At 66.3% G+C, this 16,013-nt stretch carries 14 protein-coding genes; 11 read left to right on the top strand and 3 right to left on the bottom strand.

Going from position 1 to position 16,013, the window contains the following annotated elements; genetic code table 11:
• Positions 1 to 192 precede the first annotated feature (192 nt).
• From ACQP0C_RS22505 to ACQP0C_RS22475, 7 genes are all read left to right on the top strand, one after another.
• On the top strand, positions 193 to 3,540 hold the full coding sequence (locus ACQP0C_RS22505) for a BTAD domain-containing putative transcriptional regulator (RefSeq protein ID WP_433722783.1): 3,348 nt from the start codon (positions 193 to 195) through the stop codon (positions 3,538 to 3,540).
• A 43-nt stretch (positions 3,541 to 3,583) separates the two neighbouring features.
• Complete coding sequence (locus ACQP0C_RS22500) at positions 3,584 to 4,018, top strand: TIGR03667 family PPOX class F420-dependent oxidoreductase (RefSeq protein ID WP_433722781.1); 435 nt, start codon at positions 3,584 to 3,586, stop codon at positions 4,016 to 4,018.
• A gap of 262 nt (positions 4,019 to 4,280) precedes the next feature.
• Complete coding sequence (locus ACQP0C_RS22495; RefSeq protein ID WP_433722779.1) at positions 4,281 to 5,510, top strand: PucR family transcriptional regulator; 1,230 nt, start codon at positions 4,281 to 4,283, stop codon at positions 5,508 to 5,510.
• 143 nt (positions 5,511 to 5,653) lie between these two features.
• Entirely contained in the window at positions 5,654 to 7,111 is a 1,458-nt protein-coding gene (lpdA, locus tag ACQP0C_RS22490) for a dihydrolipoyl dehydrogenase (RefSeq protein WP_433722777.1), read from the top strand.
• Between the two features lie 11 nt (positions 7,112 to 7,122).
• Positions 7,123 to 8,316, top strand: a complete 1,194-nt coding sequence (gene pdhA, locus ACQP0C_RS22485) for a pyruvate dehydrogenase (acetyl-transferring) E1 component subunit alpha (RefSeq protein WP_433722775.1) — start codon at positions 7,123 to 7,125, stop codon at positions 8,314 to 8,316.
• A gap of 19 nt (positions 8,317 to 8,335) precedes the next feature.
• Complete coding sequence (locus tag ACQP0C_RS22480; protein ID WP_433722773.1) at positions 8,336 to 9,319, top strand: alpha-ketoacid dehydrogenase subunit beta; 984 nt, start codon at positions 8,336 to 8,338, stop codon at positions 9,317 to 9,319.
• A gap of 24 nt (positions 9,320 to 9,343) precedes the next feature.
• Positions 9,344 to 10,645, top strand: a complete 1,302-nt coding sequence (locus ACQP0C_RS22475) for a dihydrolipoamide acetyltransferase family protein (protein ID WP_433722771.1) — start codon at positions 9,344 to 9,346, stop codon at positions 10,643 to 10,645.
• Between the two features lie 146 nt (positions 10,646 to 10,791).
• Here ACQP0C_RS22475 and ACQP0C_RS22470 read toward each other — a convergent pair whose 3' ends face one another.
• Positions 10,792 to 11,160, bottom strand: coding sequence for a winged helix-turn-helix transcriptional regulator (locus tag ACQP0C_RS22470; RefSeq protein ID WP_433722769.1), 369 nt, complete (start codon positions 11,158 to 11,160; stop codon positions 10,792 to 10,794).
• A gap of 112 nt (positions 11,161 to 11,272) precedes the next feature.
• On the opposite strand from ACQP0C_RS22470, the gene ACQP0C_RS22465 reads away from it, so the two are divergent.
• Genes ACQP0C_RS22465 through ACQP0C_RS22455 form a run of 3 tightly spaced genes read left to right on the top strand, consistent with a single transcriptional unit; the run spans position 11,273 to position 12,502 of the window.
• Complete coding sequence (locus ACQP0C_RS22465; RefSeq protein WP_433722767.1) at positions 11,273 to 11,701, top strand: ester cyclase; 429 nt, start codon at positions 11,273 to 11,275, stop codon at positions 11,699 to 11,701.
• Between the two features lie 6 nt (positions 11,702 to 11,707).
• A complete protein-coding gene (locus ACQP0C_RS22460; protein ID WP_433722765.1) occupies positions 11,708 to 12,103 on the top strand; it encodes a pyridoxamine 5'-phosphate oxidase family protein in 396 nt (131 codons plus the stop codon).
• 33 nt (positions 12,104 to 12,136) lie between these two features.
• Positions 12,137 to 12,502, top strand: coding sequence for an antibiotic biosynthesis monooxygenase family protein (locus tag ACQP0C_RS22455; RefSeq protein ID WP_433722763.1), 366 nt, complete (start codon positions 12,137 to 12,139; stop codon positions 12,500 to 12,502).
• A 151-nt stretch (positions 12,503 to 12,653) separates the two neighbouring features.
• Here ACQP0C_RS22455 and ACQP0C_RS22450 read toward each other — a convergent pair whose 3' ends face one another.
• On the bottom strand, positions 12,654 to 14,267 hold the full coding sequence (locus tag ACQP0C_RS22450) for a phospholipase C (protein WP_433722761.1): 1,614 nt from the start codon (positions 14,265 to 14,267) through the stop codon (positions 12,654 to 12,656).
• Between the two features lie 326 nt (positions 14,268 to 14,593).
• Here ACQP0C_RS22450 and ACQP0C_RS22445 point away from each other — a divergent pair, with 326 nt between their 5' ends.
• Positions 14,594 to 15,274 (top strand): DUF4232 domain-containing protein, encoded by a 681-nt coding sequence (locus ACQP0C_RS22445; RefSeq protein WP_433722759.1) that lies wholly within the window; start codon positions 14,594 to 14,596, stop codon positions 15,272 to 15,274.
• A 222-nt stretch (positions 15,275 to 15,496) separates the two neighbouring features.
• Here the strand turns inward: ACQP0C_RS22445 and ACQP0C_RS22440 are convergent, their stop codons facing one another.
• Positions 15,497 to 15,832, bottom strand: coding sequence for a hypothetical protein (locus ACQP0C_RS22440; protein WP_433722757.1), 336 nt, complete (start codon positions 15,830 to 15,832; stop codon positions 15,497 to 15,499).
• Positions 15,833 to 16,013: the final 181 nt, after the last annotated feature.

The following is a 16,013-nucleotide window of genomic DNA, read 5'->3' as shown; positions in this document are numbered from 1 at the left end:
CGCAGATCGTGACACACGCGATGAACGATCAGGCCACCGTTCGGTGATCGGCTCCTTCGCCACGGTGGCCCCGGCCGGTCGTTCGACACCATTGTGTCGGAAGGACCTTCGGGTTTGCTTCGGGCCCACTTATGAAGCGACCGTGGGACTTTCGATCGCTTGATTGCAAAATGACCTGAGTAGGATCGAGGCGTGCACTTCGGCGTGTTGGGGTCAATGGATGTCGTTACGGATCTCGGCGACGCGGTGTCGATACCGGAGTCGCTGGTTCGGGCGTTGCTCGCCGACCTGATCGGCCATGTCGGTGTACCGGTGTCCACCGATCGGCTGATCGAGGACCTGTGGCCCGAATCCGCGCCGAGCAATCCGACCCGGTCGTTGCACACCAAAGTGTCTCAGCTGCGCCGCGCGCTCGAGGAGGCCGAGCCCGGAGGCCGGGAGTACATTGTGACAACGCCGGCCGGATACCTCTTTCGTGCCGAGCCGCACCGGTTGGATTCGACGCGGTTCTTCGATTTCGTTGCGCGGGTACAGGTTTCGACCGATCTCCGGGCGCGGGCGAACCTCCTGCATGAGGCCTTGGCATTGTGGCGCGGGCCGGCCTTCGCTGACTTCGTCGATCTGCCCTTCCGTGACGAGGTTGCCGCTTCCCTCGACGAGGCGCGGATCGCGGCACGCAGTGAGTTGGCCGAGGCTCGTCTCGAACTCGGCGAGCATCGAATGCTGATCGGCGAGATCAACGAACTGGTCCGCGAGCATCCGTTGCGCGAAAGGCTGCGGTCGGTTCAGATGCGCGCGTTGTACCGGTCCGGCCGGGCCGCTGATGCGCTCGATAGCTTCAACGAACTGCGGACCCTGCTCGCCGAGACGCGAGGCGCCGACCCCAGCCGAGAGCTCGTCGATCTGCATCGGGCCATTCTCGAACAGAACGTCGATCCGCAATCGGATCCGATACCGTTGGAGGGCAGGACATTCGGGCACAATCTGCCTGAGCCTCCGAACGCGCTGATCGGCCGGGACGCGGCCGTGCGCGAGGTGCGGGCCAGCCTCGTATCGGATCGGCTCATCACTCTCGTCGGCCCCGGCGGTGTCGGCAAATCCCGCCTCGCGCTGGCCGTTGCGCACAGCATGGTCGACAGCTTCGCGGACGGCATCTGGCTGGTCGAATTCGATGCCTTCGACCGCTCGCACGGGCCGGAAGTGCTGGCGGATGAGGTCCTTTCGGTGCTGAGCATCGACGTGAATGCCCCAGCGGGGGCCAACGGGAAGTCCCTGTCCCCGGGGCGGCTGAATTCGGTGGACCGGGTGGTGGCATTCCTGCGCGCGCGGCGCGCGATGCTGGTGCTGGACAACTGTGAGCATGTTGTCGACGCGGCGGCACAGCTGGTGGAGTCGATTCTCGCGGAATCGGCGGATTGCAGAATCCTGGCCACGAGCCGGGCGCCACTGGCGGTGCGGGGTGAGACTATCAGCGCGGTCGAACCGCTGGAATTACCGTCGGCCGACTCCACACGTCCCGAACTGCTCGGCGCCGTTAGTGCAGTGCAGCTGTTCACCGCGCGGTCACCGGGTTTGCGCGTCGATGAGTCCAATGTCGATGAGATCATCGCGATCTGCCGACGGCTCGATGGAATTCCACTGGCATTGGAGCTGGCAGCGACGAAGATCCGGGTGCTCGGGGTGCACGAATTGCTGGTCCAACTCGATCGACGCTTCGAGGTGCTCGACAGTGGATTCCGGGATTCCCCGGATCGGCACCGCACCCTGCGCGCCGCGATCGACTGGAGCTGGGAGCCGCTGTCCCCGATTGAACGGGATGTGTTGTGCTGGTTGGCGATCCACGCCGAGGATTGTTCTTTGTCGGCGGCACGGTCGCTGGTCGGCGACCCGGCCGACGACCACGAGATCCTTACCGCGCTGACCCGGCTTGTCGACCGGTCCCTGGTGATCATGCAGGAATCGCGGCGCGGGCCTCGCTACCGGCTGCTGGAATCGATCGTGGCATACTGCGTCGAGCATCTGGAGACCACGGGGATGCTCCTCGAAATGCGGCTGCGGCATGCGATGTACTACGCCAACCGCGGCGAGCTCGCCAGTGCCGGGCTGCATGGCCCCGATCAGCGACGATGGCTCGAACTGCTCGACGTGGAATCACCCAATATTCGCAAGGCGGCCGATTTCGCGATCGGCCGTCGCGACGTGCGCCTCGCCATGCGGCTGGTGAATTCGTTGATCTGGTTCGGGTTTCTGCGCGGCAGGCTTACCGAAGCACACCGCTATCTCTCGGCGGTGGACACGATGGCCAACGAGTTGCGCCCGGTGGAGCATGCGACGATCCTGCGGTGGCGGGCCGGCATGGCCTTGCTGATCGGGGAAGCCGACCAGATGGTCAGTCCGGCACCCGTCCTCGGCGGTGACGAGACCGCAGCGGAACTGCGCGCACTCGCGCGCAGTGAATGGTTTCTCGGCTACGCACAATGGTATTCGGGCGCGCTGCCCGAGAGTGAGGACCGCGTCGGCCGCGCCCTGGCCACCTTCCGCACGTTGGACGACAACTGGGGAATCGCTGCGTCACTGAGCTTGCGCGCCGCGCAGAATACGGCCCGCAGCGACCTGGCGACGGTCAGGGACCATGCGCAGACGAGCGCGGCCATCTTCGATGAGGTCGGGGACCGCTGGGGCCGGCTCAAAGCCATCGAGGCGCTGGCGGTGCTCGCCGAGTTCGAGGGGCGTTACGACGAGGCGAACGATCTGCATAGCGAAGGGTTACAGATTGTCGAGGATCTGGGGCTCTGGACGGAAACATCGCACAAACTGGCGTTACTCGGGCGCATCGCCCTCCTTCGAGGTGAGTTCGGGACCGCGGACGAACTGCATCACCGAGCGATGCGACTGGCCGCGAGCCACGCCAACCGACTAGGTGAGGGTTTCGCCGAAATCGGCTTGGGGCTGGGCGCGCGCCGACAAGGTCGCTTGGATGACGCCGAGAAACACCTGAATCGGTGGCGGGGCTGGCTCGCCGCCATCGAGGCACACAATGGCGTGGCCCTGGTGTTGGCCGAGCTCGGATTCATCGCCGAACTGCGTGGCGATGCCGACCGTGCGTGGGCACTACACACCGAGAGCCTGTCGGCGGCCGTGCGCACCGACGATATCCGTGCTGTTGCCCTGGCCATCGAGGGGCTCGCGGGCGCTGCGACCCTGACCGAACACTACGACCGGGCAACTCGACTGCTCGGCGCGGCGACGAGGGCGCGTGCCTCGACCGGCGCACCCCTGGCCAGCGGCGAGCGAATGGATGTCGACCGTATCACCGCGCGTGCGCGCGGTGCACTGGGAGAAGAGCGGTTCGCCAGAGAGTTCGATAGCGCCGAACCGGACCTCAGCATCGGCCACGGCGTATCGGTGGCCGATTTCGCGCACGCGATCACAGACCACGAGGTCAGGCGAATCATCGAGGCGGTGACAGACTTCGACGTCGATGTGCCCGCGAACATCGACCGCTCATCGTCGGAATGGCTACGGAGAGTTGGGTGTTGACGTTGTGCGAACCGATTCGACTGACATGCCACAAGGAGATCGAATGTCCAGTTCCGCCTCCCTCATCGACTCGAGCACCGACTTCGGTGTGAAGGTCACCAAACATCTGGTGCAGGACACCATCATTTGGCTGACCACCGTAAGCCCCAGCGGCACACCGCAACCCAATCCGGTCTGGTTCCATTGGGAGGGCGGGGCGTTCCTGGTGTTCACCCAGCCGGGTACCCCCAAGCTGCGCAATATCGTTGCCAACCCACGTGTTTCGTTGAATCTCAATACCACCGCAACCGGCGGCGATGTCATCGTGTTCACCGGCACGGCCCGGGCCGACGCAGGCGGCGCCTCCACCGCCGAGCTCGATGCCTTCGTCGAGAAGTACGCCGAGGGGCTGGTCGACATCGGGATGACCAGAGAGCAATTCTTCGCCGACTACTCGATTCCGCTGCGCGTTGTCCCCGACCGCGTGCGCGGATTCTGAAGACAAATCACGGAGCCCATCCCTCGACCCGGAGCGTCAGCCCGGGTCGAGGGCGGGTGGGGATCGAATCGTCGCCGAGATCTGCCAGCGCATGTTTTCGGGTAGGTCGCCGATGGCGGTGGCAATCGGGTTCTGGCGGTCCAGGCCGTAACCTGACCCCATGCTCGAGGGCGCCATTGACCGAACGGTTGGTGAGCCCAACGCCGCCCGGTGGCGCTATCTCCATGCGGTCGGCCGGGGTACTCGGCGTAACGTGTGCTGAATGGCGGTACCCAAGAAGGCCGGGCCCGCGTTGCGATCACCGGAACTGGCTGCGGCACTGCGGGGCGAGATTCCTGAACTGACCCGGCGGCTGATGGCAGCCATCTTCACCGACAACCCGGAGTGGACCGATTACTCGGCGGTGACACGCGCGGATCTGCGGGATGGATGCCAGCGGTTTCTCACCCGGATTCTGGATTTGCTCGGCGGGCAGGCTGCTGGGCCTGAGCGCGATGATGTGGCGGCGTCGATCGGTGAGTTGCGCGCGGAGCAGGGGGTGCCGCTCGAGGCTATGCAGCGCACGTTCCGGCTCGGCGGACGCATTGTGTGGGAGGCGCTGCTCGACAAGGCCGGGGATGTGGCGCCCGCGCAGTTCCGGGAGATGGGGACTGCCATCTGGGCGGTGATCGACGGGATGTCGTCGGCACTGGTCACTTCCTATCGCAATACCGAGCTGGATCGGGTGCGGCGGGATGAACGGCGGCGGCACGGGCTGATCGAGGACTTGCTCGCGGGGCGGGCCCGCGATGCCTTGTTCGCGGCCCGGGCGGCGCGGGAGCTGAACTTGCCGGTGCACGAGGACTATGTCGTGGTGGTGGCGCGTGGTGGGCCGCATCCGCTGCACATAGGATCGGAAACGGCGTTGGCTGCCATGGGAATTCGTTCGGTGTGGCACGATCGGACGGATTCCACGGTCGGACTGGTCGCGCTGGAGCATCGATCGGTCGAATCCGTCCTGCAACGGCTGCGACCGCAGGTGCGCGGGCGGGCGGCTGTCTCCGCTGCGGTCGCTGGGTTGGCTGAGATCGTAACCGCGCACGCGCTGGCACTCCTCGCGCTCGACACCGTGGCGGATGATGCTGTGGGAGTGCTGGTTTCGCTCGACGAGCGCTATCCCGAGGTGCTGCTGCTGCGGTCGCCCGACCTGAGCCAACTGTTGGTGAGGTCCGCCCTCGGACCGGTGCTCGACCTGCCGGTCAAGGAGCGGGATGTTCTGCTGGGCACGCTGGCGGTGTGGCTGGCCGAGAACCGCTCGGCGGCCAATGCTGCACCGCGGCTGCACTGCCATCGGAACACGGTGATCAACCGGCTGGAGCGCATAACCACACTGCTCGGCCGCCCGCTGGAGGGACAGCGTTCCTACCTGGAGCTTTCCCTTGCGTTGGCGGCCCTCGACCTCGGCGGACAGGCCCGCGACCGACCCGAGCAAACTCCTCGTCCCAACAGCTGAAGTTGGGCGCAGCGCCCAATTCGGACGCTGGATCAGTGGACTTCGAGGTCATTGTTTGTGCTTCTCATAGCCAGAACACTCGGGTGAACGACCCATAGCAACCCAAGTGGGTCGGCTTCATTCGAGGATGAGGAGCACCACGAGTGCCGGATTTCGATCTTCTGGTGGTCGGCGGCGGTCCCGGCGGGTACGTCGCGGCCATCCGTGCGGCCCAGCGCGGACTGCGCGTCGGATTGGTGGAGAAGGAGCGCCCGGGCGGCGTCTGCCTGAATTGGGGCTGCATTCCCACCAAGGCGATGTTGCGGTCGGCCGAGATCTTCCAGACCATCAAGGACGCCGCGGATTTCGGTATCCACGCCGATAATGTCCGCTTCGACTTCGCCGCCGTGCGGCAGCGCAAGGACGGCATCGTCAAGGAACTCACCGACGGCGTCGGCGGCCTGCTGAAGGCCAATGGCGTGACCCTCATCGAGGGCCATGCCCGGTTCACCGGCTCGACCACTGTCGAGGTGTTCGAGGCGGGCCAGTCGCCGGTCTTCCCCGGCGGGCCGCGCTATGCCGCCGCGCCGACGGCCACCGCCGTGCGCACCGTCAGCGCCGCCGACGTGATCATTGCGACCGGATCGGTGCCGGCGCTGCTACCCGTGCCGGGCGCCGAGCTGCCCGGTGTCATCACCTCCGACGGCGCGTTCGGGCTGACCGAGGTGCCCGCGCGGCTGGTCGTCATCGGCGGCAGCGCGGTGGGCGCGGAGTGGGCGAGCCTGTTCGCCACCTTCGGCAGCGAGGTCACTGTGGTGGAAATGCAGGATCGCCTGGTTCCGTTGGAGGACAAGGAGATCGGCGTCGCGCTGGGCCGCTCTTTCGGCAAGCGCGGCATCAGCGTGCTGACCGGCTCGACCGTCACCGGCATCGCGCGGGCGGAGGGCGCGCTGCGCGTCGGCGTGGGCGGACCGAAGGCTCGGCAGATCGACGCCGATGTGGTGCTGGTCGGTGTCGGCCGCCGCCCCAACACCGCCGAGCTCGGCCTGGACCTGGCCGGAATTGCAACGGATGCAAGGGGTTTCATCCCGGTCGACGGGCAGCTGCGCACCGGCGTGGAGCATGTCTACGCCATCGGCGATGTCACCGGCAAGGCGCTGCTCGCGCACGTCGCCTCGCACCAGGGCCTGACCGCGGCCGACGTCATCGCCGGTTACGACGCCCACATCGACTACGCCGTGATCCCGGCCGCGACCTTCACCCATCCGGAGATCGCCAGCGTCGGCCTCACCGAGGATGCCGCCCGCGCTGTCGGCCACGAGGTGATCACCGCCAAGTTCCCGTTCTCAGCGCTCGGCCGCGCCAAGACCTTCGGCGAGACCGAGGGCTTCGTGAAGATCGTCGCGGGCGCGCGGCATCAGGAAGTGCTCGGCGTGCACATCATCGGCCCGTCGGCCAGCGACCTGATCGCCGAAGGCGCCCTGGCGATTTCGCTCGAGGCCACCCTCGAGGAACTCGCAGACACCATCCACGCCCACCCCACCTTCGGCGAGATCGGCATGGAGGCCGCCCTGACCGGGCTCGGCCTGCCGGTACACATCGCACCGCCCCGGAAGCGTTGAGGAGACCCCTCGTGACCACCCGCACCGCACCCCGCAAGCCAGCCCGCAAGGCGAGCCGAGCCGCCGACGACCACCCGGCCACCACCGCGGAGACCGCCCCGCCCGAAGCCGCCGCGATCAACCCGGGCGTGGCCGCAGACGCGGCCGACTCGATCGCCGCTGCCGTAACCGGTCCGGTCCAATCCCGTATCGCCACAGAAGATCCCGGCACCCTGCGCGGCTTGTACCGCGGCATGCTGTTCGTGCGCCGCTTCGAGGAGCGCACCGCGCAGGCCTATCAGCAGGCCAAGATCGGCGGTTACTGCCACCTCAACCTGGGGGAGGAGGCCACGGTGATCGGCATGGGCGCGGCCATGCGCCCCACCGACTACCTGTTCACCAACTACCGCGAGCACGGCTACGCACTCGCCAAGGGCATCGAGCCCGGACGCGTCATGGCCGAGCTCTACGGCCGCTCCACCGGCACCTCCAAGGGCTGGGGCGGTTCCATGCACATGTACGACACCGCCACCCGCCTGCTCGGCGGTTACGCCATTGTGGGCGGGCAGCTTCCGCTGGCAGTCGGCGCCGCGCTGGCGATCGACTACCGCGGCGGCGACGACGTGGTTGTGTGCCAGATGGGTGAGGGCACCACGAACATCGGCGCGTTCCACGAGTCGCTGAATATCGCGGCCCTGTGGAACCTGCCGATCGTGTTCCTGGTGATCAACAACCAGACCGGCATGGGCACTACCGTCGAAAAGTCTTCCGCCGAACCGGATCTGTGGAAGCGCGCGTCCTCCTACCGCATCCGCGGCGAGCGTGTGGACGGCACCGATGTGCTCGCCGTGCGCGATGTCGCGAGCGAGCTCATCGAGACCGCGCGGCGCGAGGGCAAGCCCGCGCTGCTGGAGTCGGTCAGCTACCGCCTCAAGGGCCACTCCGTGGTGGACCCGGCGAAATACCGTACCAGCGAGGCGGTTTCGGTCGCCCGCGAGAACGACCCGATCGTGTTGTGGCAGGCTGCCCTGCTGCACGCCGGTGTGCTGACCGAGGCTTCGGCCGCCGCCATCGAGCAGGAGGTCGCCGCCGAGGTAGTTGCCGCCGTCGAATTCGCCGACGCCAGCCCGCATCCCGAGCCATCGAGCCTGTTCGACTACAACTACGCGACCCCGGTGGCCGCCGACTCCCGTCGCCTGCCCGCCGATCCGCTGTTCACCCACTAAGGACATCACCGTGGCTGTCATGACCTATCGCGAAGCGCTGCGCGAAACCCTCCGCGAGGAGATGCGCCGCGACGACGACGTCTTCCTCATCGGGGAAGAGATCGGCGTCTTCGAAGGCTCCTACAAGATCACCGCCGGCCTGCTCGCCGAATTCGGCGAGAAGCGGGTGCGCGACACCCCGATCGCCGAGGAGGGTTTCGTCGGCGCGGCCATCGGCGCAGCCATGCTGGGCCTGCGCCCGGTCGTGGAGATCATGACGATCAACTTCTCGCTGCTGGCGCTGGACCAGATCGTCAATCACGCCGCCAAGATCTACGGCATGTTCGGCGGGCAGACCAGCGTGCCCATGGTCATCCGCACCCCGGGCGGCGGCGGCCAGCAGCTGGGCGCGACGCATTCGCAGAATATCGAGTTGTACTACGCGTTCGTGCCCGGTTTGAAGGTGGTCGCGCCGAGTACCCCGGCTGATGCACGGGCGCTGCTCAAGGCCGCGATCGAGGACGACGATCCGGTGCTGTTCCTGGAGAATCTGTCGCTCTACAACACCAAGGGCGAAGTGCCGCAGGATCTTCCGGCCGCCGAGATCGGCAAGGCCGCGGTCACCCGCGAAGGCAGCGACATCACCCTGATCGGCTACTCGCGCATGGCGACGGTCTGCACCCAGGTGGCCGAAAAGCTGGCTGCCGAGGGCATCTCCGCCGAGGTCGTGGACCTGCGCAGCCTGCGGCCCCTTGACCGCGACACCATCGTGGCCTCGGTCAAGAAGACCGGCTGCGCTGTCATCGGCGAGGACGACTGGCTCACCTACGGCATCGGCGCGGAGGTGGCGGCATCCATCTCCGACGGCGCCTTCGACTACCTGGACGCGCCGGTGCGCCGCGTGGCCATGGCCGAGGTGCCGCTGCCCTACGCCAAGCCGCTGGAAAAGCTCGCCCTGCCATCGCCCGACTCGCTCTACTCCGCCGCGCTGGAAACCCTTGCGGCCGTGGGCAAACGGCGCTGAGACCGGAAACCAGAGGATAAGAACGTGCCCGAAATCACCATGCCCCGGCTCTCCGACACCATGGAGGACGGGGTCATCTCGGCCTGGCTCAAGCAGGTCGGCGACAAGGTCACCCGCGGTGAGATTCTCGCCGAGATCGAAACCGACAAGGCGCTCATGGAGCTCGAGGCCTACGACGATGGCGTGCTCGAGCAGATCCTCGCAGAGGCGGGCGCGCGGGTGCCGATCGGCGAGCCGATCGCCATCGTCGGCGACGGAAGCGGCGCCGCGACTGCGGCCGCCCAGCCCACCGCCCCCGAAACGGCAGCGTCGGCGGCCCAGCCCGCGACGGCGAATCGTGCTGCAGCGGATGGGAACCGCAGTGCGCCATTGACTTCCGCCCCTGCCCCTGCCCTTGCCCCTGCCCCCGCCCCGGCAACGGCCGGTTCCGACGCGCGCAAGAAGTCCTCGCCGCTGGCCCGCAAGATAGCCCGCGAGCTCGGCATCGACATCGCCACCGTGACCGGCACCGGCCCCGGCGGGCGCGTGACCCGCCACGATGTCGAATCCGCCCATGTCACAGGCGAAACCGCCGCCCCCGCGCCAGCCCCCGCGGTCCCGGTGGCCGAAGTCTCGTATGCCGCACCGGCTTCGGGCGACTACGACGAGATCCCGCTGACCAGCATCCAGCGGGTGTCCGCCACCCGGCTCACCGAGAGCAAGCAGCAGGCGCCGCACATCTACCTGACCAGCGCCATCGACGTGACCGATCTGTTCGCCTTCCGCGCCGAGATCAACTCGACGCTGGCCAAGACCGGCTCGGCCAAGGTCAGCGTGAACGATCTGCTGGTCAAGGCCGTCGCCGTCGCACTGCGGGCGAACCCGACGGTCAACGTCTCCTTCGCCGCAGACAAGCTCTACCAACACCACGGCGTGCACATCGGCGTCGCGGTCGCGACCCCGGCAGGGCTGCTGGTTCCGGTCATTCGCGACGCCGATCGCAAGACCGTGTCCGCCATCGCCGCAGAGACCCGCGACAAGGCAGAGCGTGCCCGCGACCGCAAACTGAAGGCCGACGAGATGAGCGGCGCCACCTTCACCATCTCCAACCTCGGCATGTTCGGCATCGAGCACTTCACCGCCGTGATCAACCCGCCCGAGTCCGCCATCCTCGCCGTCGGCGCGGCCACCGACGAGCTGCGGCTAGCGGACGATGAGGTGGTGAGCCGGAAGATCCTGCGCGTCACCATGTCCGCCGATCACCGTGCCATCGACGGGGCCGTCGCCGCCCAGTTCCTGGCGCAGCTGAAGGACCTGCTGGAACACCCTCTGCTTATCGTCGCGTAGGAGTAGGGGGTCTTGGAGCCCCTTACACCCGGTGTGACTTCGTTCTGGATTACGGCTCGCCCGTCCTGGGAGCTGGAGGACGGAGGATATGGACGCAAGGGGAAGGCGTTCGTCAGTGTGGCCTTCACCCGCGCCCGCAAGGTTGTTCAGGCGTTGGCCGCCCGACCTGACGTGGAGCGGGCCTGCGCAAGTTGGACTCCGAATGCGCCGAGGCTGCTGAAGGCGGGAAGCAGGCTGGAGCCGAGTTGGGTGACGGTGTAGACGTCGACCTCCGATGCCGCCTGACGCCTCGATTCGCGCACGACCAATCCGGCGTCCTCCAGTCTGCGCAGGTTCCGCGTCAACTCCTTCGAGCTGATTCCGGCAACCGTCCCGAGTAGGGAGTTGTACCGCTGGGCGCCCTGCATCAACAGCGAGCGCAGCACCAGCATGCGCCACTGTCCGCCGATGGTTCGGATGGCCAGCTCGATCGGGCAGGTTTCGGCTTCGGGAGCAAAAGCGGCGCGGTCGTCCATCGATTCATGCTAACGCCACATCCCTCCGGTATTCGCGCACCTTTTAGTGCGTTGACGACCCGGGGTGGTCCGTTGCTAGCGTCGGATAGGGAGATTCACAGGAGGTAAAAACGTGCTGGATGCACACAAGAATGTCATTCGCAGGCTTGTGCACGAGGTTTTCGAACAAGGACGCGTCGATGTGGTCGACGAGCTGCTCACCGAGGATTTCGTCGATCATTCGGCACAGCATGCGGAATTCTTTTCCGATGTTCCGGGCCGCGAGGGGTTCAAGCGAATGGCACTCATCGCGCGCAGTGGCCTGACGGATTTCGAGGCGGAATTGGATTTGATCGTCGGCGAGGGGGATCTGGTGGCCGCGCTGGTGCTCGCCGCGGGGACGCACACCGCGGAATTCATGGGTGTTCCGCCCACCGATCAACGGATCAGGCTGTCCGACTTCCACTTCTTCCGTTTCCGCGACGGCAAGGTTCACGAGCATTGGAATCAACTCAATGCGCTGGAGATCATGCAGCAGCTCGGCCGCGTTCCACAGGCATGAGGCGTCATGACCCCTTTACTCTTGGCGGAACCGTCCGAGCGTTTTCTGGCCGAAGATCATGTGGCCACGCTCACCACGCTGCGTCCGGATCGGACGGCCCACGTGGTGCCCGTGCGCTTCACCTGGGACGCGTCGGCGGGCTTGGTCCGCGTTATGACGGTCGCCGCACGCCGCAAGACTCGAAATCTCGTCGCGGATCCGGACAGCCGCGCGGTGATCTGCCAGGTCGCGGGTTTCCGCTGGATCACGCTCGAGGGCCCTGCCGCAGTATTCGATGATCCGGCGCGTATCGCCGAGGCGGTGCGCCGATACACCGCACGCTACGGATCACCGCCGCCTATGCCGAATGGGCTGGTGGTCATCGAGATCACGGTCGATCGCGTGCTGAGCCTCAACAATTGACATGAACAATTGATATATCAGAACGGAAATACCATGAGTGAGAACGTGTCGATACCGGAAGCGCCCGTGAGTGAGCCGGTGACGATGATCAATGCCTTCACAGTGCCCGCCGCGGAAGCGGACCGCTTTCTCGAGTTATGGAGACATAATGCCGCCGCCATGGCGGCGCAACCGGGTTTCATCCGCACTCGCATGTACCGATCGTTGGTCGCCGATGTCGAACTGCGGTTCATTACGCACGCCGAATGGGCGAGCGGAAAGGCTCTCGAGCAGGCCCGGACCGACCCGCAATGGCGAGCAGCGATGCGGCGAATGATGGACGACCCCGATTTACATGTCACGCCACGGCCCGGGGTCTACGAGGTCGCCCTCGACGTGCGCCCCGGCGACAGGCTGTGACGCGCGGGTGCGGTCGAGAACCGGGTTCCGCTGAACGGCCGACGGCTCGCCTTCTTGCCGCGAGGCAGCAACGGCTCCAACCGCGCCCACGAACCGCCCGGCCTGACGTCGCTTTTCGGGGACGGGACCGGGCGGCTCGGTGCTATCGGGTTCAGTTCGCGTTGCCGGACTTCGGGTCGAGTGCCAGCGTCGGCCGTACCGTCGCCTGGAAGTCGAACATCGCATCGAGCACGCCGGCGCGCTCGTCGTAGGAGTCGTCGCCGATCCGCCCGGTCTTCCAGTTGTCCTCGATGAACCGCAGGATCGAGGTCTGGTCGGTGAGGGTGTGATCGACGAAGTTCGCCTTGGCGTAGGGCGAGATCACCAGCAGCGGCAGCCGCGGACCGTAGCCGCAACGGCCCTGGTACTTGGCGGGTTTGGCGGTCGGGTCACCGCAGGCGCCGGCCCCGGTGAGGGTGTCCTCCGCGGAACCGGAGGACATAACGATCGGCGAGGACTTGTGGTCGTACCAGCCGTCGGAGTCGTCGTAGGCGATGACGACCGCGGTGTCCTTCCAGTCCGGCAGCTTCTGCAGGTGGTTGATGCTCTCCACGAGGAACTGCTGCTCGTCCAGCGGATCCGAGTAGGCGGCGTGACCGTCCTGGTAACCCGGCGCCTTCAGGTAGCTCACCGACGGCAGGTGGCCCGCGTCGGCGGCGGCCCAGAAGTCCGACAGATCGTACTGGTGGTTGGCCTGATCGGTCTGGCCGATCTTGTCCACCGAACTCGGCGGCAGGTGATGCGGATTCGCCGTCGACGGGTAGTACTGGAACGGCTCGTGGTGCGGGATGTAGTCGGCCTTGGTGTCGAACGCCTTGTCACCGGTCTTACCGGTGCCGCCGAGCGCGACGCCGACGTTGTGGGTGGCGCCGCAGACAGCCTTGCCGTCCTTGGTCTCGGTCGGTTTGAACCCGCCCTGGAAGAAGCCCCAGCTGATGTTCTTCTTGTTGAGCAGGTCGCCGATGTTCGTGCCGCTCAACTGGATCTGATCGCGGGTCGAGCAGTCGTCGCCGAACGGCTGCGGGTCATCGATGACGGTGCCCTGGTTGTTGCCGGCGTTCTCGACCACGTAGTGCTCCGGGAACGGCTTGCCGTCGGGCATGAATTCCTTTGTCACACCGTGGGTCTGGCCGGACACCAGGTTGATCGCGCCGGGCGTCGACGGGCCGAAGGTGGTGTTGTAGGAGTTGTCGCTCATCGAGAAGTGCTGGGCGTAGTTCCACAGTGCCGTCACCGAATTGCCGTCGTAGTAGTCCATCACCAGGCCGGGCGCGCCGAAGGTCGGCGGCTTGCAGGCGGCGACCTCGGTGTGCTCGACGAACTGGTCCATCTTGCCGCCGTCGAATGCGGCCTGCTCGTCCTTGTACTCATGGTCCTGGTCGCAGGTCACCTGCTGGTTCGGGCCACCGAGCCGGGTCGGCTGGAACTTGTTCGGGTTGTGCGACAACAGATCCGGGGTGAGCCCGTCTACCTTCGGGGTATCCGGCGAGGCGGTGAACTTCGAGCCGTCGGTGTTCGCCGCGTTCGGGTAGGTGCCGAAATAGTGATCGAAGGAGACGTTCTCCTGGAAGATCACCACCACATGTTTGATCGGCGTCGTGGTGTCGGGCGAGGACACCTGGTCCGACGAGCTGGAACACGAGGTGGCGGCGAGCGCCAGCAGCGCGGCGAACGCGGCGGCACCGCGACTTCGTCGGCCGGGACAGCGGCGAGCCGAGGCGGGCATGGAACCTCCTGGTCGATCCGGACCGCGGCAAGCGATCACGTGGCGGCGGTCGACCCCGACCGCACCGATCGTGACCATTTCAGCGCATACCGCACAGTGGTGTGCGCGAAAGTGAACAGAAATCGAAACTCCGGTGAATCAAGGCTCTGCTCCCGAACGATCCCCTCGAGGACACTCGAACCGTCGCGATCTACGAAGTCTTCGATCTGTTTGATCGCGGCGAGAAACACAATCGGCTATTGACCGGATATGTCCATTGTCGAAGTGATCCGCCGATCGTGTTGCGTAGCAGCCGGATAGGCGGCAATGCTGGGAGGGCCTTGATCATGAACAGGTTGGCTGTGGGTGTGGCGCTAGTGGTGGGCGCGGTCGTGGTCGGCGCAGCGGGCTGCTCGACGAGCAACCCGCCGAGTACGTCGGCAGCCTCGAAGAGTTCGGCCGTGCCGACGACCGGTCCGACCGCTGTCGCGACGTCGTCCAACGCCGCGGCGAATCCGCCGAGTTCCGGTGGTTCGCCGGGCGCGCCGGACTCCGGCGGTTCGCCGGGCTCCGGCAACGGATCGCCCGATACCCCCACGGCGACGGATACACCGATCCCGGAGTGCTCCAACGGACAGGTCGCTGTCAGTGCTGCACCGATGACCCCGAACAAAACGCACAGCGGAGTCCAACTGGAGTTCGCGAGCGTGGGCGGCGTCTCCTGCAGGATGATCGGCTACCCGGGCGTGGACCTGCTCACGATGTACGGCCAGCCGGTGCATGCCCAACGCACGCTGCGCGGATTCATGGGCGGCCAGCCCGATACCTTCCCGACTCCGCTGCCCGTGGTGGTGAAGCCCGGTCACCCGGCTCACGCCGTGCTCGAGGGCTCGTCCCTGCAAGACGACGGCCGGCCGTGCCCGATCGCAAAGACCATCCTCGTCACACCGCCGGACCTGACCGACACTCACACCCTGCAGAACGATGCCTACCTGTGCGACATGCAGATCCACCCGACCGGGCCGTAGCGGACAGACCTGCCCCGGCGTGAGCGGCTAGCTGTGGCTCTCCATTTCGCGGAGTTCTTTCAGAGCATGGATCGCAGACGCCAGGGCGGCGCACGAACGCGCCGACCAAGGGCGTATCCCAGGCAAGATCGTGCTCATGGTCGCCTAGCGACCACGGCACCGTCGCCGCACAACTCATTGCGGGAGGGCGGTTTTCGGATCTTCCGGCGTCGATGTCGCGGACTACCCGGTTGGCACGAAGCGCACAGACAGGGCCTGCGCCCCGGTCGGAGCATTCCAGATCAGATCGACACCCTCGATCTCGGATCCCGCACCGCACGCGGAATCGCCGAACAGGTAGGCCCGGTCGCTGGTGCCGTTCTCGAAACGCACTGTGGCATCCTGCAATGGGATACAGGCGCCGCTCTCCGGCCGTTCGATCGACAAGATCTTTCCCGCCACAGTGACGTAGGAGGCCCGGCCGATGGCCGCCTGCGCGGTACCGGGCACCAGCGCGAGCAGTGCGAGCGCCGCGATGCCCGCACCGACGGCCTTGCCGAATTCACTTGGCAATCCCATGATTTCCCTCTCTCGGCCGCCACCCGGCCGACTACACTGGTCGATCCCGCTTTAGCGTTTGTCAAATATGTTGGGAGACAAAGGCTGTCAACAGTATCACTGGTGCGTGGGTCGCTCGAGGTGGGCGAGGAACACATGCCAGGGCGATAACTGACCGGGCCAGGTGCGGGTGAACCCGGTG

The organism is Nocardia sp. CA-129566 (assembly GCF_050956075.1).
Lineage (GTDB): Bacteria > Actinomycetota > Actinomycetes > Mycobacteriales > Mycobacteriaceae > Nocardia.
This window is presented reverse-complemented; position numbering and strand designations above follow the sequence as displayed.